The organism is Roseovarius sp. B08 (genome assembly GCF_051417955.1).
GTDB lineage: Bacteria > Pseudomonadota > Alphaproteobacteria > Rhodobacterales > Rhodobacteraceae > Roseovarius.
Window position 1 is genome coordinate 1,120,387 of sequence record NZ_JBPRLW010000001.1, and the last position, 22,539, is coordinate 1,142,925.

The following is a 22,539-nucleotide window of genomic DNA, read 5'->3' on the forward strand; positions in this document are numbered from 1 at the left end:
GAGCCGAATTGCCGATTGTGCGACACGCCACGCTTGGGTTAATTGGGCGCATGCGAAGAGACATTTCCAGACGTTTTTTGTTGACGACGGCGCTGGCCAGCCTGGCGGGCGGCGCGATGGCCAATGCGCCCGAGGTTTCGTTGCGGCCGCAGTTGCGCCCCGAGGGTGGCGCCGAGGCGGCCCGCATTCGCTCGGTTCCGAGCGTCGATGCGCTGATCGAGCGCGCCAAGCTGGGCGGCGATGTGGGGTTCACGGTCATCGACGTGAAGACCGGCAGAGTGCTGGAGGGTCACAACGCGGGCGCAGGCATGCCGCCGGCGAGCGTGATGAAGGCGGTCACCGCGATTTACGCACTGGAGACGCTGGGCGAGGATTATCGCTTTGAGACGCGGCTGATCGCGACCGGGCCGGTGAAGGACGGTGTGCTGGAGGGCGACCTGGTGCTGGCGGGCGGCGGCGACCCGGTGCTGGACACCGATGGGCTCGCGGACATGGCCGCACGGCTGAAGGCGGCCGGGGTGACCCGGGTGACAGGCAAGCTGCGCGCCTGGGACGGGGCATTGCCCTTTGTCCGTTTCATCGACGATGAGCAGCCCCTGCACGTGGGATACAACCCTTCTCTGTCGGGGCTGAACCTGAACTTCAACCGGGTACATTTCGAGTGGAAGCGTTCGGGCGGGGAATACTCGGTCTCGATGGACGCGCGGTCGGGTCGCTATCGCCCGTCGGTGCGGGTGGCGCGGATGCGCGTCACGAACCGCAAGGGGCCGGTCTATACCTACGAGGACGCGGGCGATCATGACAGCTGGACCGTGGCGGCGGGGGCGCTGGGCAATGGCGGTGCACGCTGGCTGCCGGTGCGGCGGCCCGGGGACTATGCCGCCGAGGTGTTCACCGCGCTGGCGCAGGCGCAGGGCGTGACGGTTACCGCCGGAGAGACGTTCGACGATCCGCCCGAGGGCGAGGTGCTGGTCAGCCATCTGAGCGAGCCGCTGGTGCCGATCCTGAAGGATATGTTGAAATATTCCAACAACCTGACCGCCGAGCTGGTGGGGATGACCGCCAGCGCCGCGCGGCTGGGCCGGCGCGCGGACCTCGCGGCCTCGGGTGCCGAGATGAGCAAATGGGCGCAAGAGGAACTGGGCATGACCGGCGCGATGCTGGTCGATCACTCGGGCCTGGGTGAGACATCGCGGGTGACGCCGTTGGCCATGGCCCGGGGGCTGGCGCGCGTGCACGGGGATGGGCGGCTGAAGCCGATCCTGAAGCCGTTCGGGATGCGCGACAGCAATGGCGGGATCATGGCCGACCATCCCGTGAAGGTCGCCTCGAAAACCGGGACGCTGTATTTCGTCAGCACGCTGGCGGGGTATGCCACGGCGCCGGACGGCACCGAACTGGCGTTTGCCGTCTTTACCCACAACGAGAGCCTGCGTGCGCCGATCGACAGCCGGTCGGATGTGAGCCCGCCGGGCGCGTCCAGCTGGAATCGGCGGGCCAAGCAGCTTCAGCAGGGATTGATCGAGCGCTGGAGCGTGGTTTACGCAGGGTAAGGTGAGGCCTGCGGTTGCATGTCGAGGGCGACTCGCGCGTCAGGCGCGAAATTTCCGCAATATTGTCCGTAGCGGGGAAACGGTTTCCTCAAATTTGCCTTAATTCCGATTAAAAGTCCGGCCCGAATGCAGCGCGCACAGGAGTAATCATTAATGTCACGTATCTGGATTTTCGGATCTGTCCTTGTTTCGGTCATCGCAGCACTGAAGACGTTGCTTGTCGTCCATTTCGCCTATGGGGGCGAAGTGTCCGTGCCGAGCTTTGCGGCGCTGTCGGGACTTTTCGCGCTGTTCTTCGCGCTGACGTCGGTCGTGGCCTATGTCGCCTGCACGCAGCTGAGCCGGCACATGGTGCAGAAGCGCCGTGAAAAGCTGGCCCCGGGCATGAGTGAACCCGTCGCCAAGGAGACCGTCATCCTGCGCCACGCGCCGGACTGGAGCCTGTCGCAGGCCGAGGCGGACGTGGCGATTTTCGTGGCCAAGGGATTCTCCAACAGCGAAATCGCCGAGATGCGCGGCAGCGCGATCACCACGGTGAAATCGCAGCTTGGCCGGATCTATCAGAAATCGGGGCTTGAATCGCGCTACCAGCTGATCGCCTTCGTCACTGACGAGGTGGTGTCGATGGCGCGCGAGGCCGAGGAGCCCGCCTCCAAGATCAGCACCAAGGATGCCCTGCCGCTGGTCGGGCGCCGCAAGCAGCACGCGGCCTGATACGGGCCGCCGGCATCACTGGACCAACCGAACGCGTTCGCAGTGGTGCCCGGTCAGGGTCAGTTCGCCTGCGCCGAGTTCCAGTCCGACACTTGCCAGCACGCCGTCGACCACCCCGTCGACCGGCGTGGTGAGCGCGGCCAGAAGCTGGGCCGGAAGGTTGGCGAGCAGGGTGTTTACCACCGGGGCCGCCAGGCCGGTGACAAGTCCCTGCTGGTCGGGCCTGATGCGCAGTTCGGTATGTTCGGACGACAGGAGCGTGCTGACGGCGTTGGTCACCAGCAGTTTCGAGCCGAAGCCGCGCACGGTGTCGCCGGCGGCCATATCGCCATGGGTGAACGTGATGCGATCGGTGTCGGAACTGCCGACGCTGACGTGGCTGCGGGCCTGCACCACAAGGTCGGCCAGCACCAGGTCGGGCAGGAGCGGCACCCGAATGGCGATGCGCACGGTCAGCAGATCGGCGAAGCCGAGGCTTGCAGGGTCGATCGCGTCGCTGGCGCCGGTGCCCGCGGGCAGCGTGCCGAGGTAGAGCGCCGCGACGGATGTGCCGTTCTGCGGGTGCAGGGGCGTGTGCGACACCGAGAAGGAGGCGGCCAGGTCCGTGGCGCGCGAGGCGCTGCAGCCGATCTCGTCCAGCGTGGCGGTGGCGCCGGCGAGTTCCACGTAGAGCGGCACGCGCAGATCGGTGGCGGTGACCTCGCCGGCCAGCCCGGTCAGCAGGCCGGGATCGACATCTATATCGAGCGCGAGGCGCGCGGCGGCGCGGTGCAATTGCACGCCTTCCTCGCCCAGCCCGACCCAGCCGGACTGCACGGGCGGTTCGCCGGCGGACAGTTGTGCATCGACACCGACGATGCCCGCCACGTCGAGGTCGAGGCCCAGCGATGCGGCCGGGTCGAGCGCTTCGGCGGCGACGACGGCCTTGACGATGTCGAGGGCGGAGACGTCGATCTCGGTCAGGAAGTCGGTGGCGGTCAGGCCCAGGCGCGTGTCGATGCCGCCGACGACCGCGGCCACGTCTATCTGCTGTCCCGCGACGGCACCGGTAAGCCCGGCGAGACTGCCGACGAGGGCGGGCGGCAGGTCGGAGGCGAGCGCATCGAGCAGGGTGTCGGCGGTGGTGACGAGGTTCAGCACGTCGGCGGGATTGCGCGAGGTGCCGCCGGTGAGCCCGTCGAGGGTTTCCATCAGCGTGCCGAGGTTGACCTGCGCTTCCGCCAGCAGGGCAAGGTCGCCCACGCCGACCGCGGCAGCGGCGCCGTATTTGGCGGTCAGCACCGCATCCAGGGCTGCGGGGTCGAGATCGGCCAAGTGGCTGTTGAGTGAAAAGCTGGCCGCGCCTGTACGGGTGGCCAGGGCGCTGCGGCTGAGGTCGATGGTGGGCGTGCCGCTGAAGATCTGTGCGAAATAGAGCGGCGAGGCGTCGCTGAGCGTAACCCGCGCGGCGTTCACGCCGGCCGTGCCGGCGTCGAGCGGCACGAACCGCTCGGTCCGGGGGATGGCGGGGTTGCGGAAGTATCGCCCAGTTTGCAGCTCGGAGAGCGTGGAGGCGGCGCGGCCGTTGCCCATGATGGCGTCGATGGCGCGGGTCTCGGCGGCGGAGGCGTCGGCCACTGCGCTGAGCGCGCCGAGGTCGCTGGTGGCCTGAAGCCGGGCGCGGTCGCGGTAGAGCGCGGCCACGTCGACGCCGAGCGCGACGAACCCGAAGAGCACGGTCAGCATCAGCGACACGATGATGGCCACGACGCCGGATTCGTCGCGGCGGAACCGGGCAATGCGGTCAGTAGGCGACATAGGCCTGCCCCTCGATCGTGTCGATCCCGAGGCCGAGAAAGCCGTTGGCCACGTCCAGCAGCGTGCCTTCGGCGGCATAGGTGACGTTGACCGTGATGCTGCCCGTGGCCGCGCCGGAATAGGCCAGCGAGGTGGAGAGTGCGTCATCCTTCAGCAGCGGATAGCGGGTGGTGCCCTGTGCGAGGTAGGTGGTTGCGATGTCGCGCCGCTCGATCTCGTCCAGGCCCGCGACCGAGGCGCGGGCGGCGCCGGCGGCGAGCTGGTGCACCGAATGGCTGACGCCCATGTAGAAGCCCAGGGTGATGATGCCGAGGATCAGCGCAAAGAGGATCGGCGCGATCAGCATGAACTCGATGGCGACGGCGCCGGTGGTGTCACGGGTGAAGCGGCGGGCGGCGGTTGTGAGGCGGTGCAGGGTCATGGTCTCAGCGTCCCGCGAGGATGTTGTCGAAGATCGAGAGTGCTGCGGGCCCGACCAGCACCACGAAGACCGCCGGCATGATACAGAAGATCAGCGGGATGGTCATCAGAACGGGCAGGCGGGCGGCCTTTTCCTCCATCGCGATCAGGCGGTTGGCGCGCTGTTCCGACACCAGGTTGCGCATGGCGCGGGCAAAGGGCGTGCCGTAGGTGTCGGACTGGTCCAGCGCCTGGGTGAAGATGGCGATCTCGGGCAGTGGCACGCGGGCGCGCAGCTTGTCATAGGCGGTGCGGCGGTCGTTGGTCATGCCGATTTCGGCCACCAGTTGGCGGGTCTCCGCGGCAAGCTCGGGGGCGCTGTATTGCAGTTCTCGCGCGACGCGGTGCAGCGCCTGCTGCGGGCCTTGTCCGGCCTCGGACGCGATCACAAGCAGTTCCAGCAGGTCGGGAAAGCTGCGGCGGATTTGGCCCATGCGGGCGCGGCGGCGGGAATCGACCACCATGTCGACACCCATCGACAGGCCGAGCGCCACGGCCAGTACGATGGCCGAAGGGATGAGCGCAGGCATGCCGATGGGATAGACGGTCACCACCCACGCGCCGCCGGACAGGAAGGCGCCGACGGGCAGGACCGTTTTCAGGAAAGCGAAGACCAGAAGGGCGTCGCGGCTGCGATACCCTGCCGAGCGCAGGTCGGCGGCGGTGTCGCGCGCCTCGCCGCCCAGGATGACCGACAGGCGTTCGCCCATGCGCAGCACGATCCGGCGCAGCGCCGCGCCGGCCCGGGCGAGCGTGCCGGACCGGCGGGCGGGCCCCTGGGTGGCGTCGCGCGGCGGCAGCGCCTCGCCGCCAGCGCGGCGCAGGCGCAGCATCAGGACGGCGCGGCGGCGTTCGGTATCGACCAGCGCGCCCAGGCCCAGGGTCACCAGGATCAGCCCGGCGAAGGCCATCCACGACAGGATATCAACGGTTGTCTCAGACATCGGCGCGCCCCATCCGGGCCATCACGAAGACCCCGAGTGCCACGCTGGTCAGGGCCGCCGCCGCCATCACCTGGCCACGCGGATCGGTGAAGAGCGGTTTCAGATAGGCGCCGTTCAGCACGAAGAGCGCGAGCGCGATGCAAAAGGGCAGGGCCGCGAGGATCATGGCGCTGGCGCGGGCCTCGGACGAGAGCGCGCGGGCCTTCTTGCGCAGCTTGCGGCGTTCGCGCAGCTGTTCGGCCAGGTTTTCCAGCGTCTCGACGAGGTTGCCGCCGGAATCGGCCTGAAGCGCGGTGGCCACGGCGAAAAAGCCGAGCTCGGCGGTGCGCAGGCGCATGTAGAGTGCCGCGAGGCTGTCCTGAAGGGAGGTGCCGAGGCAGATTTCGCCATGGGTGCGGGCAAATTCGGCCTGCACGGGGCCCGTGGTGGTCTCGACCACGATGCGCAGGGAATCCGCGATGGGCCGCCCGGCGCGCAGGCCGCGGGCGAAGATGTCGAGCGCATCGGGCAGCCCTTCGATGAAGGCGGCCTGGTAGCGGGCGCGGGCGTGGCGCAGCACGACCAGCGCCAGCAGGACCGGCAGGGCCACGGCGAGTACCAGCGCGATGAGCGGGTTGAGCCCTGCATAGAGCACCGCGAGACCGTAGATCGACAGCGCGGCGATGGCGATCTGGATGCAGATGTCGGTGGGCGTCAGACGCAGGCCGGTCTGTTCCAGCAGCGCCTCGATCCGGGGGTGAGGCCGGTGATGTCGGGCGTGTCGCGAACGGTCCGGCGCGGCGGTTTGGGCGCCGCGGGGCCGGGGCGGACGAGGCCGCGCTGCATCCGGGCCTGGTGGCGGCGGCGGGTGCGGTCGGTATGGACCAGCACGCACAGCACCAGGGCGGTGAAGGTGACGATGCAAGCGGTGAGGACGATCAGGAACAGGCTCATGGGTTATCCTCCGAGAACCGCGTCGAGATCTTCGGACACGCCGTAATCGGCCGCGCGGCGGGCGAATTTGGGACGGTAGCCGGAATAGCGGAAGTGGCCGCGCACTTCGGTGCGGGTGCTGTCGGGGTCGGTCTCGAAGGTGAAGAGATCCTGGAGGGTGACGACATCGCCTTCGAGCCCGGCGACCTCGGAAATCGAGGTGATGCGGCGGGTGCCGTCGCGCATCCGTGAAATCTGGATCACCAGCTGCACGGCATCGGCCAGTTGCCGGCGGACCACGCCCGAGGCCATGTCGAAGCCGGCGAGCGCCGCCATGCTTTCGATCCGGGTCATCGCCTCGCGCGGGGAGTTGGCGTGCAGGGTGCTCATCGAGCCGTCATGGCCGGTGTTCATGGCCTGCAGCAGGTCCAGCACCTCGTCGCCGCGGATCTCGCCGATGATGATGCGGTCGGGGCGCATTCTGAGCGCGTTGCGCACCAGCGTGCGCATGGTGACCTCGCCCTTGCCCTCGACATTGGGCGGGCGCGTCTCGAACCGGACCACGTGGGGCTGCTGGAAGCGCAGTTCGGCGGCGTCCTCGATGGTGACGAGCCGTTCGGTGGCTGGGATGAAGGCCGAGAGCGCGTTCATCAGCGTGGTCTTGCCCGAGCCGGTGCCGCCCGAGACCAGCACGTTGAGGCGCAGGTAGGCCGCAAGCCCGAGGAAGCGCGCCATCTGTTCGGAGAGCGAGCCGTTGGAAACGAGCGTTTCCAGCTTCATGGGGGCGGCGGGAAACTTGCGGATGGTGATGGTCGGGCCGTCGATGGCGAGCGGCGGGATGGCGACGTTGACGCGGCTGCCGTCCTTGAGGCGGGCGTCGACCATCGGCTGCGCCTCGTCGATCCGGCGGCCCACGGCGGCGACCATGCGGGAGGCGACGGCGTGGACATGCGCGTCGTCGCGGAAGCGCACGCCGGTAAGTTCCAGCTTGCCGCCGCGCTCGGCATAGACCCGTTTGGGTCCGTTGACCATGATGTCGGTCACCGTCTCGTCCGCCAGCAGGCGTTCCAGAGGGCCGAGGCCCAGCATGTCGGCCAAGACCGCCTTCACCAGGTCGGCGACCTCGCGGCCATTGAGGTGCATCTTGCGCTTTTCGGACAGGGCGTGGATCGCATCGTGGATCCGGCTTTCCTGTTCGGCACGCGGCAGACCGGACATCTCGGTGAAGTCGAGCACCTCGGAGAGCGCCTGTATCATCTCGCCCGCCATGGCCGAAATGTCGGAGTCGGACGTGGCGGCGGCGTTGACGGCTTCGATCAGGGCGGGAAGCTTCGGTGCCGGTGACCGGGCCGGGGATTGCGGCGCTGCCGGGGGCGCGAGCGGTGCAGCGGTGGCGGCCGTTGCGTTGTCGCCCAGGGCCGCGACTGCCTGGGCCAGCAGGGCGCGTTGCTGGCCCAGCGAGATGGGTGCCTCGCTCGCCTCGACCACGAAGGTGAGCGCGGTGTTCACCTTTTCCTCGACCGACAGCCCGTCGGCGTCGATCTGGCGCGCGATGTGCAGCACCCGGTCGAGCGCTTCGCGATTGTGGTGCTCGATGACCTCGTGTTTCATCCGAACAGTCTCTTGCGGGGTTTGCGCAGGGCCGAGGCGGCGCCCGCCGGCTTGGTGGCGGCCTCGAAGACGGTGCGCACGGCGCGGGCCCAGGGCGCGCGCGGTTGCAGTGTGACCAGCGGCTTGGCGGCCTTGTGCGCGCGCGCAAGCGCCGGGGCACAGCAGGGCAGGGTCGCGGTGAGGGGCATGTCGAGCGTCTTGGCGATGTCCTTGGGGCGCAGTCCCGCGTCCTTGCGGATCTCGGACAGCACTGCGAGGACCGGCAAATCGGGGTGATCGGCCCGGATCTGGCCCAGCAGGCGGCTGGCGGCGTTGACGCCGGCAAAGCCCGCCGGCAGCACCAGGACCAGCCGGTCGAGCGTGCCGATCACGTCGGGCTGGCGCAGGACGAGGCCGCGGGGCAGGTCGGCGATGACGGTGTCGAAGCCTGCGCGCAGGCGCGGCAGGAGGGCAGCGATGCCGGGCTCGTAGGCGGCGGCGGTCTGATCGCCGCGGACCTGGCCGGAATAGAGCGAGAGCGTATCGCTGATCTGATCCATCGTGGCGCCGATGAACGTGCTGTCCACGCGGTCGGGGGCGCGCAGGGCGTCGAAGAGACCGCGGGTTTCGTCCCGGTCGAGGTCGATGGCCTGGGTGCCGAATTCGAGATCGGCATCCACCAGCGCAGTGGAGCGGTTGGCGCCCTTGGGGGCGGCGGCAAGCGCGGCGAGGTTCTGCGCCAGGAGGCTGGCGCCGGTGCCGCCCTTGCATCCGATGACCCCGATCGTGAGGCCCTGAAGGGTTTCGGGCGCGGGGGCGGCGGGTGCAGGGACGGCTGCGGGTCCGGCCGCGGCTGGCGCGGTGGTGGCGGCGAGGATGTCCGACGCGTCGGCGGGAAGGCAGAAATAGTCGCGCGCCCCGGCCTGCCGCAGGGCGCGGTAGGTGGCGAGATCGTCGGCCGTGCCGAGCACGATCACGTCGATGCCGGCGCGGGCCAGTTCCTCGACGCATTCGCAGGCCATCGCCAGGTTGATCTGGCCCATCTCGGCCAGGATGCATTTCATCGCGGAGGGACCGCTGAGAAGCCGGGCCGCGCCGCTGAGCCCGCCACCGTGGATCGCCTTGGCCGCCTGGCCGCTCTCGGTCAGCACGGCACGGGCCGTGGCGGCGCCCTTGTCGGTGCAGACATAGGCCTGAAGGGGGGGGGCGACGCCATCTTGGGTGTCGAAGGGCATGGGGCGATCCTCGGGTTGCGGGGTTGGAGGGACGGGGGTGAGAGGCAGGGCGTCCCGCCCGCGCGGCGGGGGCCGCCCCGGCGGGACGAGCAGGGCTTACTCCGGTGCGTCGATGCCCTGGGCGCTGAGCTCGGTGCTCATGGTGGTGAAGCCGGTGTTGGTCTGGCCGCCCAGCGTGGCGATGGTGCCGACGATCACGGCGCCCACGAGAGCCGCAAAGAGGCCATATTCGATGGCGGTTGCGCCGTCTTCGTCACGGGCGAAGGTGCGGGCGATGGTCTTGATGGATTTGCGTGCGATGGTCATGGTCGTCTCTTTCTGTAGGTTTTGAACAGGTTTGTGATTGCGGGCCGATACGACCCTCGTGTGCCCTGACACTGACGCCTGTCGGGGAAATGCGAAATCCTTCCTCGGTCGGTGGACGGTTTTACGACCCCATCGTCTGACGGTCGTCCGACCAAGGTCGTACGGGTTTCGGGGCGAAATCTGGCGGGAATGTGGCGGTGCGGGCGAGTGGGTGGTTCGGCGTCCGGGGGGTAGGATGCGGCGACGTGGGACGGGGTATTGCCTGAAGCGGGAAGGTGCCGCGCCGGACCGCAAACAGGGGCGGTTCGCGGGGCGTGATTCGATTCGCGTCAGAGGTCCCGGGTCAGGCCCGGGACAGTGCGCGCCTAGCTGCCGCGGTCGAGCTTGGTAGCGAGGTGGATCAGCGATTCCGAGCCGCGCACGCCCTTGGCGTCTCCGATGCGGTCGAGCGTGTCGTCGAGTTCCTCGGTCGTCTCGGCCTCGAGCGTGACGATGAGGTCGAAGCGCCCGGAAGTGGTGTGGACGCGGCGCACGCCGGGCAGGGATTGCAGGCGCGAGAGCACGGTGGGCTGGCTGCGCGCCTCGATCTGGACAAGGGCCGTGGCGCGCAGGGGGGCGTGGCGCGCGGCGTTGAGGCGCAGGGTGTAGCCCAGGATGACGCCGGAGGTTTCCAGCCTGTCGAGCCGGGCCTGCACAGTGGTGCGCGCCAGGCCCAGCCGGCGGGCGAGGGTGGCGACGGGCAGACGGGCGTTTTCCTGCAGGAGTGCGATCAGTGCCTCATCAAGTTCGTCTGTTTGCATGATTCCTCCGGCGTTATGCCGAAATGATACTGCATTTAGTGCAATCTGCCCTGACAAAATCACCAGGTTTCTTGGCACACTGAGGAAAAGACGACCCGAGAGGCAGAGCGATGCAACATCAGACTTCCCCGTGGGATACCCCCGAGGCGCATCTACACCGGCACCGGCCCGATGCGCCGATGCTCTATTTCAGCCCCGAAACGTTGCAGGCCACCGCGCGGCGGTTCCTGAAGGGGTTCGACGGGCTGGTGACCTATGCGGTCAAGGCCAATCCGGGCGAGGAGGTGCTGGCGAACCTGGCCGCAGCCGGTGTGCGCGCCTTCGACGTGGCGAGCCCGGCGGAGATGCGGGCGGTGCGCAAGGCGGCCCCCGAAGCGGTGCTGCATTACAACAACCCGGTGCGGTCGGTGTCCGAGGTCGAGACGGCCGCGAGGATGGGCGTGGCGTCTGCTTCCGTGGATTGCGCGTCGGAGCTGGAAAAACTGGCGGGACTGCCGCGCGACATGGAGGTGACGGTGCGGCTGGCACTGCCGGTCAAGGGCGCGGCCTATGATTTCGGCGCGAAGTTCGGGGCCGGGCCTGACGCGGCGGCGGGTCTGTTGCGCAAGGTGGCCGAGATGGGGTTTCGTCCGGGCCTCTGTTTTCATCCGGGCACGCAATGCGCCGACCCGCGCGCGTGGGGCGCGTATGTGCGGGCCAGCGCGGAGGTGGCGCGACAGGCCTGTGTGAGGCTGGAACGGCTGAACGTGGGCGGCGGGTTCGCCGCGCATCGGTCGGGCGCGGCGCCGGACCTGGAGGCGATTTTCGATCACGTGGCGGAGGTGACGCAAGAGGTGTTCGAGGTGGCGCCCCGCCTGGTCTGCGAGCCGGGGCGGGCGATGGTAGCCGAGGCGTTCACGCTGGCTGCACGCGTGAAAGCGGTGCGCCCGGACGGGAGCCTGTTTCTGAACGACGGGATCTACGGTGCATTGGCCGAAGCGCGGGATATCGACGCGCTGACACGGGTGCGGCTTGTCAGCCCGGATGGGCGGCCGCGTGAGGGTGCGCCGGTGGCGCGGGTGGCGTTCGGGCCGACCTGTGACAGCCTGGACCGGCTGCCCGATCCGCTGGTCTTGCCGGGGGACGTGGCGGAGGGCGATTACGTGCTGTTCGAAGGCATGGGGGCCTATTCGCGGGCGCTGGCGACACGGTTCAACGGCTATGGGCCCGAGGGGCCGGTGACGGTGGCGCGGCTGGCCTGATCGGGGGGTGGACACCGCGCCGTCGGGCGTTAGGGTCGCGGAAGAATTCCCGCGCAAAGGTGTCCGACATGACCGAGCAACGCATGGCGAAATTCGGCCGCGCGCAACCCGTGAGCCGGATCGAGGACCGGCGGTTCCTGACGGGAGCGGGACGGTACACCTCGGATTTGTGGCCGGAGGGATGTTTGCGGGCCTACGTGCTTCGGTCTGTCGAGGCGCATGCGGAGATGACGGTGGATGTGCAGGCGGCGCGCGAGGCAGAGGGCGTGCGCTTGGTGCTGACCGCGGACGACCTGGCGGCGGCGGGGATCATCGAAGGGATGCCGGCGCTGCTGGTGGAGAACCGCGACGGCAGCATGGGCGCGGCGCCGAAGCGGCCCTTGCTGGCCGAAGGGCGCGTGCGCTTTGTCGGCGAGGCGATCGCGCTGGTGGTGGCCGAGAGCCTGGACGCGGCGCGGGACGCGGCGGAGCTGATCGAGGTCGAGTATGACAGCCTGCCGGTGCACCTGGAGCGGGCAGCGGGCGGGCTGACGCTGCATGACGCGGCGCCGGAGAACCGGGCGTTCGATTTCGGCATGGGCGACGCGGCTGCGGTCGAGGCCGCGCTGGCCGGGTCGGCGCATGTGGTGCGCATGCCGCTGGAGGACAACCGGGTGATCTCCAACCCGATGGAGACCCGCAGCGTGCTGGCGCAGATGGAAGAGGGCCGTCTGCATATCGCTTATGGCGGGCAGAACGTGTGGAACACCAAGGCGCATGCGGCACGCATCCTAAAGATGGACGAGGCCGATATCAGGGTCACGATCCCGGATGTGGGCGGCGGGTTCGGCACCAAGGCGCCGGATTATCCCGAGACGTTGCTGGTGGCGCAGGCGGCCCGGATGCTGGAGGCGCCGGTGGCCTGGGTTGCGGACCGGACCGAGGGGATGCTGTCGGACACGGGCGCGCGGGACCTTTGCCATGACCTTGTGATGGGGTTCGATGAGGATCTGCGGATCACGGCCTACCGCGTGGACACCGCGATGAACCTTGGCGCCTATAACAGCCCGCTGGCGCAGAACATCCAGACCAACCTTTTCGCCAAGGTGATGATGGGGTTTTTGATATCCGCGCCGCTTACCTGCATGTCGAGGGGTTTTACACCAATACCACGCCGGTCGACGCCTATCGCGGCGCCGGGCGGCCCGAGGCGATCTATGCGCTGGAGCGGATGATGGACCACGCGGCGCGGGAATTGGGCGTGGATGTGTGGGAGCTGCACCGGCGGAATTTCATCCGGCCCGAGCAGTTTCCCTATACCACCGCCTTTGGCGAGACCTATGACGTGGGCGATTTCGCGCGGGTGCTGGAGAGCGTCGCGCGGCATGGGGACAAGGCCGGGTTTGCGGCGCGCCGTGCGGCAAGCGAGGCGCGGGGCAGGCTGCGGGGGATGGGCTTGTGTTTCTATATCGAGAGCATACTGGGCGACCCGGCGGAGGGTGCGCAGATCGAGTTTACCGACGAGGGCATGCGGCTATACGTCGGCACGATCTCGAACGGGCAGGGGCATGAGAGCGTTTACGCGCAATTCCTGAGCGACCAGACCGGGGTGCCGGTGGAGCGTATCGAGATTGTGCAGGGCGATACCGACCGGATCGCGCAGGGGGGCGGCACGGGCGGGTCACGCTCGGTCACGGTGCAGAACAACGTGACACTGGTGACGGTGGACGCGATGATTGACGCGTTCCGGCCCTATCTGGCGGAGAAGATGGGCGTCGATGCCGACGCGGTGGAGTTCGACCACGAGACGTTCCGCGCGCCGGGATCGAACCAGACGCCGACACTGCTGGAAGCGGTCGCCTGGGCGCGGGCCGACGGGCGCGACGATCTGCTGAGCCACAAGCAGCGCGCGGAGCTGGAGGCGCGGTCCTTTCCCAACGGCGCGCATGTCTGCGAGGTGGAGGTCGATCCCGAGACCGGCGCGGTCACAGTGGCGCGTTACACGGTGGTGGACGATTTCGGAAACCTCATCAACCCGATGCTGGTCGAGGGTCAGATCCATGGCGGTGTGGCGCAGGGCATCGGCCAGGCGCTGTGCGAGCGGGTGGTCTATGACGAGGACGGGCAATTGCTGACGGCGAGCTTCATGGATTACGCGATGCCGCGGGCGGACAATTTGCCGATGATCGCCTTTGAGACCGAGCCGGTGCCGTCGACCACCAACGTGATGGGCATGAAGGGCTGTGGCGAGGCCGGGACCGTGGGGGCGATGGCCGCCACGGCGAACGCGGTGTTCGATGCGTTGCACGACCGGGGCGTAAGCCGGGCCGACATGCCCTTTACCCCGCACCGCGTCTGGATGATGTTGAGAAGCGATGAGCTGGACGAAACGCGTTAGCCGGGCCGTCCGGCGGCTGGTTGGCCTGACCCGTGGCGAGCGGGCGCGGATCAAGCACGGCCCGAGAGGGGCCGTGACCCACGTGATCATCCTGGACGGGACCATGTCTTCGCTGGAGGCCGGATACGAGAGCAATGCCGGCCTGACCTTCAAGCTGTTGAGCGAGGCGGTGGGGGCGGGCATGTCGCTGTATTACGAGCCGGGGGTGCAGTGGCCGGACTGGCGGCGGACGGGCGACGTGATGCTGGGGCGGGGGATCAACCGGCAGATCCGGCGGGCCTATGGCTATCTCGCGTCGCGCTATCGGCCCGGCGACCGGATTTTCCTGTTCGGGTTCTCGCGCGGGGCCTATGCGGTGCGGTCGCTGGCGGGGGTGATCGACCGGGTCGGGCTGCTGAAGGCGGAACACGCGACCGAGCGGCAGGTGAAGACCGCCTATCGCCACTATCGCGAGGAGGCGGCGAGCGTTGCGGCGGCGGATTTCACGCGCGATCTGTGTCATGCGGCCTCGCCGATCGAGATGGTCGGAGTATGGGACACGGTGAAGGCGCTGGACCTGACGGGGCCGCTGACCTGGCGGCTGCTGACGCCGAAGAACGCGTTTCACAGCCATGCGCTGGGGCCGCATATCCACCACGGCTATCACGCGCTGGCGCTGGACGAGACGCGCCAGGTCTATGCGCCGGTGATGTGGGAAACCGGGCCGGGCAGCAATGCCGGCGAGGGACGGGTGGAGCAGGTCTGGTTCCGGGGCACCCATGGCGATGTGGGCGGGCAGCTGGACGGGTTTCACGCGGCGCGGCCCCTGTCGAACATTCCGCTGGTGTGGATGTTGGAGCGCGCGGAATCGCACGGGCTGCTCCTGCCCGAGGGCTGGCGCTCGCGGTATCCTGTGGACCCGGATGCGCCGTCGGTGGGCAAGTGGCGGGGCTGGGGAAAGATATTCCTGTTCCGCAAGGCACGGGTGGTGGGGCAGGACCCGTCCGAGCGGCTGCACGAAAGCGTGCGGGGGCGCGCAGAGCCGGACGCTCCGGATGCGCAGGCGGCGATGTAGGGCGGCTTGTCAAAGCGATGGCGCCGCGCAGGTGGAGGCCTTCCTCGCTTCCGGTCGCGTCGTTTCGCAGGGCACAGCCGATGGTGGGTTTCAGGCGAGCGAGGCAGCCACGTAATCTTCCAACCGGGTCCTGCCGCGCGACGGCCTTTCATCCGTGTCCGTCTTTCCGTCGATCAGGCGTCGGGTCATGCAGGCGTAGGACGCTGCCGCCGCGTCGGAGAACCCGAAGTTGCGGAAGGTTTCTTCCAGCTCGGCGGGCGGGATTTCCTCGACCTTTACCGTGCGCCCCAGCACCTTGGCGAACGCGGCGGCAACATCGTGCGCGGTGTAACGCTCCGGCCCTTCGACATGCTGGATGCCGATGTCCTCGGTGCTCGACATGAGACGCCGCGCTGCGGCCTTGCCCAGATCCCCGGGAGCCACCATCGGGAGGCGCAAGTTCGCCGGAAAGAAGCTGGGCAGAATGCCGCTTTGCCGCACCTGGTCCGCCATTCCGGCCCAGTTGCTCATGTAATATCCGCCCCGGTTGATCGCGGCCGGGATGGGCTGTGACGCCAGTGCCGTCTCGAAGGCGTGGAGCACCGTGAGGTCGCCGCAGCGGTGGCCCCGGAACGCACCAAAGGTCGAGGCCGCGACCACCTTTTCCAGGCCGGAGCCCTGCAGGGCCGACAGGATCGCATCCACGTTCCTGCGTTCCTCCGTGTCGGTGTCGCTCGCCGGGTCCGCTGGAGGAGTGAGCAGAAACGCCCGCCTGCCGGATGCGAGTATATCGCGCAGGGCAGCGACATCGCGAATGTCGGCCTCGGCGACCCGCGCCCCCGCCCCGGCCAATTCCGCGCCGTTATCCCTGTTGCGTGTCACGACGGTCACCGTTTCGCCTTTGTCCAGCAAGGCGCGCGCGGTTGCCGATCCGACCTGCCCGGTTCCGCCGAGAATGATGTGCATGAAGGGTGTCCCTGTCCGCGGTTGACAGGAATGGTAACACGGGCCGCAGACAGAAGCTGTCAGGAACACCCCTCAAACGATCGCACTTGGCTGTATCGTCGGGTCGGGGTTTCGTTCGCAAGCCCGCCGGCAGAGCGGTTCAGGCGGCGTCCATGATCAGGCAGGTGGTGCTGCCGGTGGCGTAGAGCTTGCCGTCGTCGCGGCCGCGCAGCTCGCCCACAGCGGTGGCGGTGCGGCGGCCGCCATGCTGGGTGGTGCCGGTGGCCACCGCCGCCATGCCCAGGGGAAGGGCACGGGTGATGTTCACCTTGTATTCGAGCGTCGTGTAGATCTGGCCCTTGTCCAGCAGGGTCATCACCGCGCAGGCCATGCAGGAATCCAGAATGGCGCCGTACCAGCCGCCATGCACGCCGCGCATCGGGTTGAGCGCGCCGAAGCCGGGGGTGCCTTCGAACACGACGCGGCCGGGATCGGCCGAGAGGGCGGTGAAGCCGAGCGTGGCGCCGATGGGCGGGGCGGTCAGGCGGCCGGCGATCATGTCGCGCATGAAGTCGAGGCCGGAGCAGGACAAAAGCGCGTCCATGTCGGGCATCTGGTCAAGCGATGTGGCGGTGAAGGGGCGGGCCGTGTCGGTCATGGCGGCACGCTAGTTCGGGCCGGGGAGGGTGGCAAGCCCGCCCCGGCGGCGGGGCATGAAAGCCTCACGGCTTTCGCAGGGCGTGGCGGTGATACAGGGCCCCATTTTGATGCGCAGAAGGTTTGCGGTTCTTGTCGCGGGACCTGGCAAAGGTGGGCTGTACGGACCTTGCTGCCCATTCACGACGGAGGCAATCGCCAGCCCAAGGGAGGGGCTGACGATGGTCGGGCCGCTTCGCGGCTGTTAACCGGTTGAAATGCGGACGAGGCGGACGTTATTTTCTCACGGTGAGGAGACGCGCATCGCCGGGCCGTGGTGCCGCGAACCGACGATGGTGATGGGCACTTTATGCCTGCCAAGCACATCCACCTCGAGAGCGTGGCACGTCACCTGCCAAATCGCCGTGCCGGGGGACGGCCCGGCGATGCGCGGCGGGCTTCGCCCTTGTTCCGCGCGGGCGCTTTATGACTGTGGCAATTATGGGCTCAATCCTGAGGTTCGAGCACGGGTCAAGCACGCGCCGCATTACCTGCGCGGTGTGCACGGAAAAAGCCCCGCCTTCCGGGGGAGGGCGGGGCCAGGCGGTTGCGACAACCCCGGGGAGGGGAATGTCACAGGGATCGTGAGTGGGGTGGGTCAGGCTACGTCGCGCAGGTCCACCTTGGGCGCGATGCCGAGCGCGTGGCAGACGTCGCGGGTCAGTTCGGGGCGATTGAGCGTGTAGAAATGCAGATGCTCGGCCCCGCCGTCGATCAGTTCGCTGCACAGTTCGGTGGCGAGCGCCGTTGCCAGCAGGGTTTCGCGGTCGTCTCGGGCGGCCTTGGTGAAGGCCTCGTCGAGCCAGGCGGGGATCTTCGTGCCGCAGGAGTTGGCGAAGCGCTTGGTGCCGGCCCAGTTCTCGATCGGCAGGATGCCGGGGGTGATGGGGGCGTCGATGCCCGCAGCGGCGCAGGCGTCGCGGAAGCGGAAGAACGCCTCGGTGTCGAAGAAGAACTGGGTGATCGCCTCGGACGCGCCGGCGTCGATCTTGCGCTTCAGGTAGTCTATATCGGCCTGGGCATCCGCCGCCTCGGGGTGCACTTCCGGGTAGGCGCCGACTCGGATCTTGAAGCGGTTCATGTCGGCCAGCGCCGAGATAAGCTCGCAGCTGTCGGCGAAACCTTCGGGGTGGGGCGTGAAGCCGTCGGCGCCCTTGGGCGGGTCGCCGCGCAGGGCGACGATCTCGTTCACGCCGGCATCGGCGAAGTCCTGGGCGATGGCGAGCGTCTCTTCGCGCGTGGCCTCGACGCAGGTGAGGTGGGCGGCGACGTTGAGGCCGCTGGACTTGTGCAGCGTGGCCACCGCGTCGCGGGTCAGCTCGCGGGTGGTGCCGCCTGCGCCGTAGGTCACGGACACGAAACTGGGGTCCAGTGGCGCCAGTGTCTGGACGGTGTCCCAGAGGCGGAAGGACGCCTCCAGCGACTTGGGCGGGAAGAATTCGAAGGAAACGGTCGGTGTGCTCATGACGGGTATCCTGCAATGGGGTGTTGAGTCCCTTGTCGCAGGCGCGCGTATGTGAGACAACTTCATAAAATTCATGGTTTGAATGAGGTGGGCTAATATACATGCATATCGACTTTCGCCATTTGCGCACGATCCGGGCCATTCACCAGGCCGGCGGGCTGGCCCGTGCGGCGGACTTGTTGCACATTACGCAGTCGGCTTTGTCCCACCAGATCAAGGGCTTGGAGGATCAGGCGGGGGTCGAGCTGTTCGTGCGGCGCTCGAAGCCCCTGAAGCTTTCGGCGGCGGGGCTGCGGCTGTTGCGGGTGGCGGAAAAGGTGCTGCCCGAGGTCGAGGCGCTGGAGGCGGAATTCAGCGGTCTTCGGCAGGGAAGCGCCGGGCGGATGCATATCGCCATCGAATGCCATGCCTGTTTCGAGTGGCTGTTCCCGGTGCTGGAGCGATTCCGCCAGACCTGGGCAGAAGTGGATATCGACATCCGGCCGGGCCTCGCCTTTGACGCGCTACCGGCGTTGCAGAAGGAAGAGGTGGATCTGGTGGTGTCGTCGGACCCCGAGGACCTGGATGGAGTGATCTTTCAGCCGCTTTTTGATTACGAGCCGCTGTTCGTGGCCTCCAGCCAGCATGTGCTGGCGGGCAAGGATTTCGTCGAGGCGGAGGATTTCAGGGACGAGACGCTGATCACCTACCCGGTGGACCGCTCGCGGCTGGATATCTTCACCGAGCTCTTGACCCCTGCCAAGGTCGAGCCGCGGGCGGTGCGGCAGATCGAGCTGACGGCGGTGATTCTGCTGCTGGTGGCATCGAATCGAGGGGTGGCGGTGCTGCCTGACTGGGTGCTGCGCGAACAGCGGACGAGTTCGGAATATGTCACGCGGCCGGTCACGAAGGGCGGTCTGACCAAGCGGCTGTATGCGGCGATCCGCGAGGACGAGGCGGACAAGCCCTATATGGCGCATCTCATCCGGCTGGCGCGGGAGATTCCGCTGCGGCTCCAACGGCCTGTAACGCCGGAGACGGTCTGAGTGGTGCCGGAGGCCCCGTGCGGTTAGGGTGCTGTCGAAACCACTGACGGGATGCGACCATGTTGAAGATTGCGACCGCGGCTTACCCGCTGGACGAGTTGGACAGTTGGCAGGCCTATGCCGACAAGATCGAGGCCTGGGTGGCCGAGGCGGCCGGGCAGGGTGCCAAGCTGCTGGTGTTCCCCGAATATGCGGCGATGGAACTGGCGCCCCTGGCCGGGCGGGCGGTCACGGCGGAGCTGGAGCCGTCGCTGCGGGCGGTGTCGGAGAGGATGCCCGAGGCCGACGCACTGCATTCCAAGCTGGCGGGGCAGTACGGCGTGCATATCCTGGGTGGCTCGGCGCCGGTCTATGACGACGCGCTGGGCGCACGACCGGTGAACCGGGCGGTGGTCTTTGCGCCGGGGGGCGACAAGGGCGTGGTGGACAAGCAGATCATGACGCGCTGGGAGCGCGAGCCGATGGGGTGCGTGGGTGGCGGGCCGTTGAAGGTGTTCGACACCGACCTGGGACGGATCGGCGTACTGATCTGTTACGACAGTGAATTTCCGCTGTTGGGCCGTGCGATGCAGGACGTTGACGTGTTGTTGGTGCCGTCCTGCACCGACACGTTGGCCGGGTACTGGCGGGTGCGGATCGGCGCCATGGCTCGCGCGCTGGAACAGCAATGCGTGAGTGCGATGTCGTCTCTGGTGGGGCCTGCCGACTGGTGCGAGGTGTGCGACGTCAACACCGGCGCGGGCGGCGTATTCGGCCCGCCCGACGTCGGCTTTCCGCCTACCGGCGTGCTGGCCGAGGGCGTGCTGGACGCGCCGGGATGGACCTATGCAGAGGCCGATCTGGAAAAAATCGCGCAGGTGCGGGCGGATGGCGGGGTGCTGAACCGCACCCACTGGGCCGAGCAGGCGGGTCGTGACGGCGCACCCACAGTTGAACGGCTGCAATGATATTTGACTTGAAAACCTTGGGGAATGGGGCCATTTAAACGCCTGTCCTGCAACCGGCAGGGCGGAAACCAAGGAGAGACCATGGCCAAGGAAGATACGCTCGAATTTCCAGGTGTCGTGAAGGAACTCCTGCCGAATGCGACATTTCGGGTCGAGCTAGAGAACGGCCATGAGATCATCGCGCACACGGCAGGCAAGATGCGCAAGAACCGCATCCGTGTTCTGGCAGGCGACAAGGTTCAGGTGGAAATGACACCTTACGATCTGACCAAGGGTCGGATCAATTATCGCTTCAAATGACGTGAACCGCAGGTTTGCGCCGTGCGCGGAAGCGTTTCACCTGAGGTGAAATGCGTGCGCACCCCGTTGCTAATATGAGAGCGGAATGATGCAGCCGCCACGATTGATCCTGGGGTCCGGTAGCCCGCGACGCCGGGATCTGCTGGCGCAGATCGGCGTTGTCGCTGACGACGTGCGCCCGCCGGATATCGACGAGACCCCCGAAAAGGCGGAACTTCCGCGGCCATATTGCGTGCGGATGGCGCGCGAAAAGGCGCTGGCCGTTGAGGCCGGGACTGACGATATCGTGCTCTCCGCCGATACGACCGTGGCGCTGGGCCGGCGCATCCTGGGCAAGCCCGAGGATGCGGGCGAGGCGGAGGCGTTCCTGCGCAAGATGTCGGGACGGCGGCACAAGGTGATCACGGCGGTGGCGGTGCGCCGCGGCGCGCGCATTTGGGAGCGAGACGTGATCAGTGACGTGAAGATGAAGCGGCTGGATGACGACGAGATCGCGTTCTATCTGGCCAGCGGCGACTGGCAGGGCAAGGCCGGGGGCTATGGCATCCAGGGACCTGCGGGCGCGTTCATTCCGTGGATCCAAGGCTCGTTCACGGCCATCGTGGGCTTGCCGCTGAAGGAAACGGCGGGGCTCTTGCTGGCCGCCGGATATCCGGTCTGGAAAGGGACAACATGAAGGGACGCGTGGTGGCGCTGGGCCAGCTGGGCGCATTCGAGGCGGCGGCGCTGATGGAGGACGGTGTGCTGTCCGATCTGCTGGTCGATACCGACCAGCCGCGCCCCGGCACGATCTATCGCGCCGTGATCGAGCGGCCGGTGAAGGGGCAAGGAGGGCTGTTCGTGCGCACGCCCGACGGCAACGGGTTCCTGCGGCAGGTCAAGGGGATGAGCGCCGGGGGCACGGTTCTGGTGCAGGTCACGGGCTATGCCGAGCCGGGCAAGGCGATCCCGGTGACGGCGAAGGTGCTGTTCAAGAGCCGCTATGCGATCGTGACGCCCGGCGCGCCGGGGATCAACGTGTCGCGGGCGATCAAGGACGACGACCTGCAGGACCGGCTGATGTTGATCGGCAAGGACGTGATGGCGGGCGACGACAATGGGTTGATCCTGCGCTCGGCCTGCGAGGGCGCGGACGAGGACGCCGTGGCCGAGGACGTGGCGCGCATGGCGGAACTGGCCCGCGCGGTGATGGCCGACGTGAGCGGCAAGCCGGAGAAGCTGGTCGAGGGGCCGGGGCCGCACGAGCTGGCCTGGCGCGACTGGCCGGAGCCCGAGATCTGGGACGAGGACGCGCAGGCGTTCGCGCACCACGGGGTGCTGGATGCGGTAGAGGCGTTGCGTTCTGCGCGCGAGGATCTGCCGGGCGGCGCCAGCATTTATGTCGAGCCGACACGGGCGCTGGTGGCGGTGGATGTGAACGCGGGCGGCGACACCTCTCCGGCGGCAAGCGTGAAGGCCAACATGGCCGCCGCGCGGGCCTTGCCGCGGGCCTTGCGGCTGCGGGGCCTGGGCGGGCAGGTGGTTCTGGACCTGGCGCCGATGCCCAAGAAGGATCGCAAGACATTCGAGGCCGCTCTGCGCGCCGCGTTCCGCCGTGACACGGTGGAGACGGCCCTTGTCGGCTGGACCCCGCTTGGGCACTATGAGTTGCAGAGAAAGCGAGACAGGCTGCCGCTGCCGAAAGGTGTGATATGAGTTGCCCGATTTGCGGGGAGGATACGGTGAAGAAATACCGCCCCTTCTGTTCCGAACGCTGCGCCAACCGCGACCTTGGCGCGTGGCTGCGCGGGGATTATGCCATTCCCTCCAGCCGGTTGGACGATGCCGAGGAAGTCGCCGACGCACTGGAAGAGGCACAGGACGCGGGCTCGGGAAAACCCCATTGAAAAGTGGCAAAAACCCACTGGACAGTCGCGTGGCCCTCGCCTAGAAAGCCGGAACCCGAACGGCGCGGCCGTTCACCCGTGCCCGGGTAGCTCAGGGGTAGAGCAGTGGATTGAAAATCCTCGTGTCGGTGGTTCGATTCCGCCCCCGGGCACCAGTATACCATTGTATACCGAAAATCACTCTGATCACGTTTTAGCTCAGAGATTTTCCGTTTAGCGCCAAGTATTTGGGAATATTGAGCTTTTAGGTGATTTGGGCTAAAGTCATGTTCAGCACAAAATTGTTATACCAGTGCTATACCGCACTTCGGTTC

General features: G+C 67.6%; 22 protein-coding genes, 1 tRNA gene and 1 pseudogene. 12 read left to right on the forward strand and 12 right to left on the reverse strand.

Annotation, left to right across the window (positions count from 1 at the left end):
* Window positions 1-50 precede the first annotated feature (50 nt).
* Both dacB and ACSQ76_RS05675 read left to right on the forward strand, forming a co-directional pair.
* Window positions 51-1,553 (forward strand): D-alanyl-D-alanine carboxypeptidase/D-alanyl-D-alanine endopeptidase, encoded by a 1,503-nt coding sequence (dacB, locus tag ACSQ76_RS05670; protein ID WP_437155787.1) that lies wholly within the window; start codon window positions 51-53, stop codon window positions 1,551-1,553.
* 153 nt (window positions 1,554-1,706) lie between these two features.
* The gene (locus tag ACSQ76_RS05675) at window positions 1,707-2,267 is read left to right on the forward strand and encodes a helix-turn-helix transcriptional regulator (RefSeq protein WP_437155788.1); all 561 of its coding nucleotides are present in this window, start codon (window positions 1,707-1,709) and stop codon (window positions 2,265-2,267) included.
* Window positions 2,268-2,282: 15 nt separating this feature from the next.
* On the opposite strand, the gene ACSQ76_RS05680 is transcribed toward ACSQ76_RS05675, so the two are convergent.
* The 9 genes from ACSQ76_RS05680 to ACSQ76_RS05720 all read right to left on the reverse strand — a co-directional run bounded on the left by ACSQ76_RS05680 (window position 2,283) and on the right by ACSQ76_RS05720 (window position 10,310).
* Entirely contained in the window at window positions 2,283-4,064 is a 1,782-nt protein-coding gene (locus ACSQ76_RS05680) for a TadG family pilus assembly protein (RefSeq protein WP_437155789.1), read from the reverse strand.
* Window positions 4,051-4,485, reverse strand: a complete 435-nt coding sequence (locus ACSQ76_RS05685; RefSeq protein WP_437155790.1) for a TadE/TadG family type IV pilus assembly protein — start codon at window positions 4,483-4,485, stop codon at window positions 4,051-4,053. The genes ACSQ76_RS05680 and ACSQ76_RS05685 overlap by 14 nt, the downstream gene beginning before the upstream one ends.
* A gap of 4 nt (window positions 4,486-4,489) precedes the next feature.
* Window positions 4,490-5,467 carry a type II secretion system F family protein gene (locus tag ACSQ76_RS05690; RefSeq protein ID WP_437155791.1) on the reverse strand — a complete coding sequence of 326 codons (978 nt, stop codon included), beginning with the start codon at window positions 5,465-5,467 and terminating at the stop codon, window positions 4,490-4,492.
* On the reverse strand, window positions 5,460-6,101 hold the full coding sequence (locus ACSQ76_RS05695) for a type II secretion system F family protein (protein WP_437155792.1): 642 nt from the start codon (window positions 6,099-6,101) through the stop codon (window positions 5,460-5,462). Before ACSQ76_RS05695 ends, ACSQ76_RS05690 begins: the two co-directional genes overlap by 8 nt.
* Window positions 6,102-6,160: 59 nt before the next feature.
* On the reverse strand, window positions 6,161-6,400 hold the full coding sequence (locus ACSQ76_RS05700; protein ID WP_437155793.1) for a hypothetical protein: 240 nt from the start codon (window positions 6,398-6,400) through the stop codon (window positions 6,161-6,163).
* Window positions 6,401-6,403: 3 nt separating this feature from the next.
* Entirely contained in the window at window positions 6,404-7,990 is a 1,587-nt protein-coding gene (locus ACSQ76_RS05705; RefSeq protein ID WP_437155794.1) for a CpaF family protein, read from the reverse strand.
* A complete protein-coding gene (locus ACSQ76_RS05710; RefSeq protein ID WP_437155795.1) occupies window positions 7,987-9,204 on the reverse strand; it encodes an AAA family ATPase in 1,218 nt (405 codons plus the stop codon). The genes ACSQ76_RS05705 and ACSQ76_RS05710 overlap by 4 nt, the downstream gene beginning before the upstream one ends.
* Window positions 9,205-9,300: 96 nt before the next feature.
* Window positions 9,301-9,510: a Flp family type IVb pilin gene (locus ACSQ76_RS05715; RefSeq protein ID WP_306131042.1), complete on the reverse strand. Its 210-nt coding sequence runs from the start codon at window positions 9,508-9,510 to the stop codon at window positions 9,301-9,303.
* Between the two features lie 365 nt (window positions 9,511-9,875).
* Entirely contained in the window at window positions 9,876-10,310 is a 435-nt protein-coding gene (locus ACSQ76_RS05720) for an Lrp/AsnC family transcriptional regulator (RefSeq protein ID WP_437155796.1), read from the reverse strand.
* A 110-nt stretch (window positions 10,311-10,420) separates the two neighbouring features.
* On the opposite strand from ACSQ76_RS05720, the gene ACSQ76_RS05725 reads away from it, so the two are divergent.
* The 3 genes and pseudogenes from ACSQ76_RS05725 (at window position 10,421) to ACSQ76_RS05735 (ending at window position 14,982) form a co-directional block, all read left to right on the forward strand.
* Window positions 10,421-11,551 carry a type III PLP-dependent enzyme gene (locus ACSQ76_RS05725; protein ID WP_437155797.1) on the forward strand — a complete coding sequence of 377 codons (1,131 nt, stop codon included), beginning with the start codon at window positions 10,421-10,423 and terminating at the stop codon, window positions 11,549-11,551.
* Between the two features lie 83 nt (window positions 11,552-11,634).
* A pseudogene (locus ACSQ76_RS05730) lies at window positions 11,635-13,928 on the forward strand (xanthine dehydrogenase family protein molybdopterin-binding subunit).
* Window positions 13,906-14,982 carry a DUF2235 domain-containing protein gene (locus tag ACSQ76_RS05735; RefSeq protein ID WP_437155798.1) on the forward strand — a complete coding sequence of 359 codons (1,077 nt, stop codon included), beginning with the start codon at window positions 13,906-13,908 and terminating at the stop codon, window positions 14,980-14,982. The pseudogene ACSQ76_RS05730 and the gene ACSQ76_RS05735 overlap by 23 nt, the downstream one beginning before the upstream one ends.
* Before the next feature lie 90 nt (window positions 14,983-15,072).
* On the opposite strand, the gene ACSQ76_RS05740 is transcribed toward ACSQ76_RS05735, so the two are convergent.
* From ACSQ76_RS05740 to metF, 3 genes are all read right to left on the reverse strand, one after another.
* Entirely contained in the window at window positions 15,073-15,927 is an 855-nt protein-coding gene (locus ACSQ76_RS05740) for an NmrA family NAD(P)-binding protein (protein ID WP_437155799.1), read from the reverse strand.
* A 139-nt stretch (window positions 15,928-16,066) separates the two neighbouring features.
* Window positions 16,067-16,564: a PaaI family thioesterase gene (locus ACSQ76_RS05745; protein WP_437155800.1), complete on the reverse strand. Its 498-nt coding sequence runs from the start codon at window positions 16,562-16,564 to the stop codon at window positions 16,067-16,069.
* Window positions 16,565-17,200: 636 nt separating this feature from the next.
* Window positions 17,201-18,067 carry a methylenetetrahydrofolate reductase [NAD(P)H] gene (gene metF, locus ACSQ76_RS05750; protein ID WP_437155801.1) on the reverse strand — a complete coding sequence of 289 codons (867 nt, stop codon included), beginning with the start codon at window positions 18,065-18,067 and terminating at the stop codon, window positions 17,201-17,203.
* Window positions 18,068-18,168: 101 nt separating this feature from the next.
* Between metF and ACSQ76_RS05755 the strand changes: the two genes are divergently transcribed.
* The 7 genes from ACSQ76_RS05755 to ACSQ76_RS05785 all read left to right on the forward strand — a co-directional run bounded on the left by ACSQ76_RS05755 (window position 18,169) and on the right by ACSQ76_RS05785 (window position 22,380).
* On the forward strand, window positions 18,169-19,092 hold the full coding sequence (locus ACSQ76_RS05755; protein ID WP_306131035.1) for a LysR family transcriptional regulator: 924 nt from the start codon (window positions 18,169-18,171) through the stop codon (window positions 19,090-19,092).
* Window positions 19,093-19,154: 62 nt separating this feature from the next.
* Window positions 19,155-20,039, forward strand: a complete 885-nt coding sequence (locus tag ACSQ76_RS05760) for a carbon-nitrogen hydrolase family protein (protein WP_437158165.1) — start codon at window positions 19,155-19,157, stop codon at window positions 20,037-20,039.
* A gap of 81 nt (window positions 20,040-20,120) precedes the next feature.
* Window positions 20,121-20,339 (forward strand): translation initiation factor IF-1, encoded by a 219-nt coding sequence (gene infA / locus ACSQ76_RS05765; RefSeq protein ID WP_005978431.1) that lies wholly within the window; start codon window positions 20,121-20,123, stop codon window positions 20,337-20,339.
* A gap of 88 nt (window positions 20,340-20,427) precedes the next feature.
* Complete coding sequence (locus tag ACSQ76_RS05770) at window positions 20,428-21,015, forward strand: Maf family protein (RefSeq protein WP_437158166.1); 588 nt, start codon at window positions 20,428-20,430, stop codon at window positions 21,013-21,015.
* A complete protein-coding gene (locus ACSQ76_RS05775) occupies window positions 21,012-22,034 on the forward strand; it encodes a ribonuclease E/G (RefSeq protein WP_437155802.1) in 1,023 nt (340 codons plus the stop codon). The genes ACSQ76_RS05770 and ACSQ76_RS05775 overlap by 4 nt, the downstream gene beginning before the upstream one ends.
* Window positions 22,035-22,060: 26 nt before the next feature.
* Entirely contained in the window at window positions 22,061-22,225 is a 165-nt protein-coding gene (locus tag ACSQ76_RS05780; RefSeq protein WP_437155803.1) for a DNA gyrase inhibitor YacG, read from the forward strand.
* Window positions 22,226-22,305: 80 nt separating this feature from the next.
* Window positions 22,306-22,380, forward strand: a tRNA-Phe gene (locus ACSQ76_RS05785).
* Window positions 22,381-22,539 lie beyond the last annotated feature (159 nt).

Coding starts and splice junctions, on each gene's coding strand:
- dacB (WP_437155787.1), top strand. CDS start 51: ATGCGAAGAGACATTTCCAGACGTTTTTTGTTGACGACGGCGCTGGCC.
- ACSQ76_RS05675 (WP_437155788.1), top strand. CDS start 1,707: ATGTCACGTATCTGGATTTTCGGATCTGTCCTTGTTTCGGTCATCGCA.
- ACSQ76_RS05680 (WP_437155789.1), bottom strand. CDS start 4,064: ATGTCGCCTACTGACCGCATTGCCCGGTTCCGCCGCGACGAATCCGGC.
- ACSQ76_RS05685 (WP_437155790.1), bottom strand. CDS start 4,485: ATGACCCTGCACCGCCTCACAACCGCCGCCCGCCGCTTCACCCGTGAC.
- ACSQ76_RS05690 (WP_437155791.1), bottom strand. CDS start 5,467: ATGTCTGAGACAACCGTTGATATCCTGTCGTGGATGGCCTTCGCCGGG.
- ACSQ76_RS05700 (WP_437155793.1), bottom strand. CDS start 6,400: ATGAGCCTGTTCCTGATCGTCCTCACCGCTTGCATCGTCACCTTCACC.
- ACSQ76_RS05705 (WP_437155794.1), bottom strand. CDS start 7,990: ATGAAACACGAGGTCATCGAGCACCACAATCGCGAAGCGCTCGACCGG.
- ACSQ76_RS05710 (WP_437155795.1), bottom strand. CDS start 9,204: ATGCCCTTCGACACCCAAGATGGCGTCGCCCCCCCCCTTCAGGCCTAT.
- ACSQ76_RS05715 (WP_306131042.1), bottom strand. CDS start 9,510: ATGACCATCGCACGCAAATCCATCAAGACCATCGCCCGCACCTTCGCC.
- ACSQ76_RS05720 (WP_437155796.1), bottom strand. CDS start 10,310: ATGCAAACAGACGAACTTGATGAGGCACTGATCGCACTCCTGCAGGAA.
- ACSQ76_RS05725 (WP_437155797.1), top strand. CDS start 10,421: ATGCAACATCAGACTTCCCCGTGGGATACCCCCGAGGCGCATCTACAC.
- ACSQ76_RS05735 (WP_437155798.1), top strand. CDS start 13,906: ATGAGCTGGACGAAACGCGTTAGCCGGGCCGTCCGGCGGCTGGTTGGC.
- ACSQ76_RS05740 (WP_437155799.1), bottom strand. CDS start 15,927: ATGCACATCATTCTCGGCGGAACCGGGCAGGTCGGATCGGCAACCGCG.
- ACSQ76_RS05745 (WP_437155800.1), bottom strand. CDS start 16,564: ATGACCGACACGGCCCGCCCCTTCACCGCCACATCGCTTGACCAGATG.
- metF (WP_437155801.1), bottom strand. CDS start 18,067: ATGAGCACACCGACCGTTTCCTTCGAATTCTTCCCGCCCAAGTCGCTG.
- ACSQ76_RS05755 (WP_306131035.1), top strand. CDS start 18,169: ATGCATATCGACTTTCGCCATTTGCGCACGATCCGGGCCATTCACCAG.
- infA (WP_005978431.1), top strand. CDS start 20,121: ATGGCCAAGGAAGATACGCTCGAATTTCCAGGTGTCGTGAAGGAACTC.
- ACSQ76_RS05770 (WP_437158166.1), top strand. CDS start 20,428: ATGCAGCCGCCACGATTGATCCTGGGGTCCGGTAGCCCGCGACGCCGG.
- ACSQ76_RS05775 (WP_437155802.1), top strand. CDS start 21,012: ATGAAGGGACGCGTGGTGGCGCTGGGCCAGCTGGGCGCATTCGAGGCG.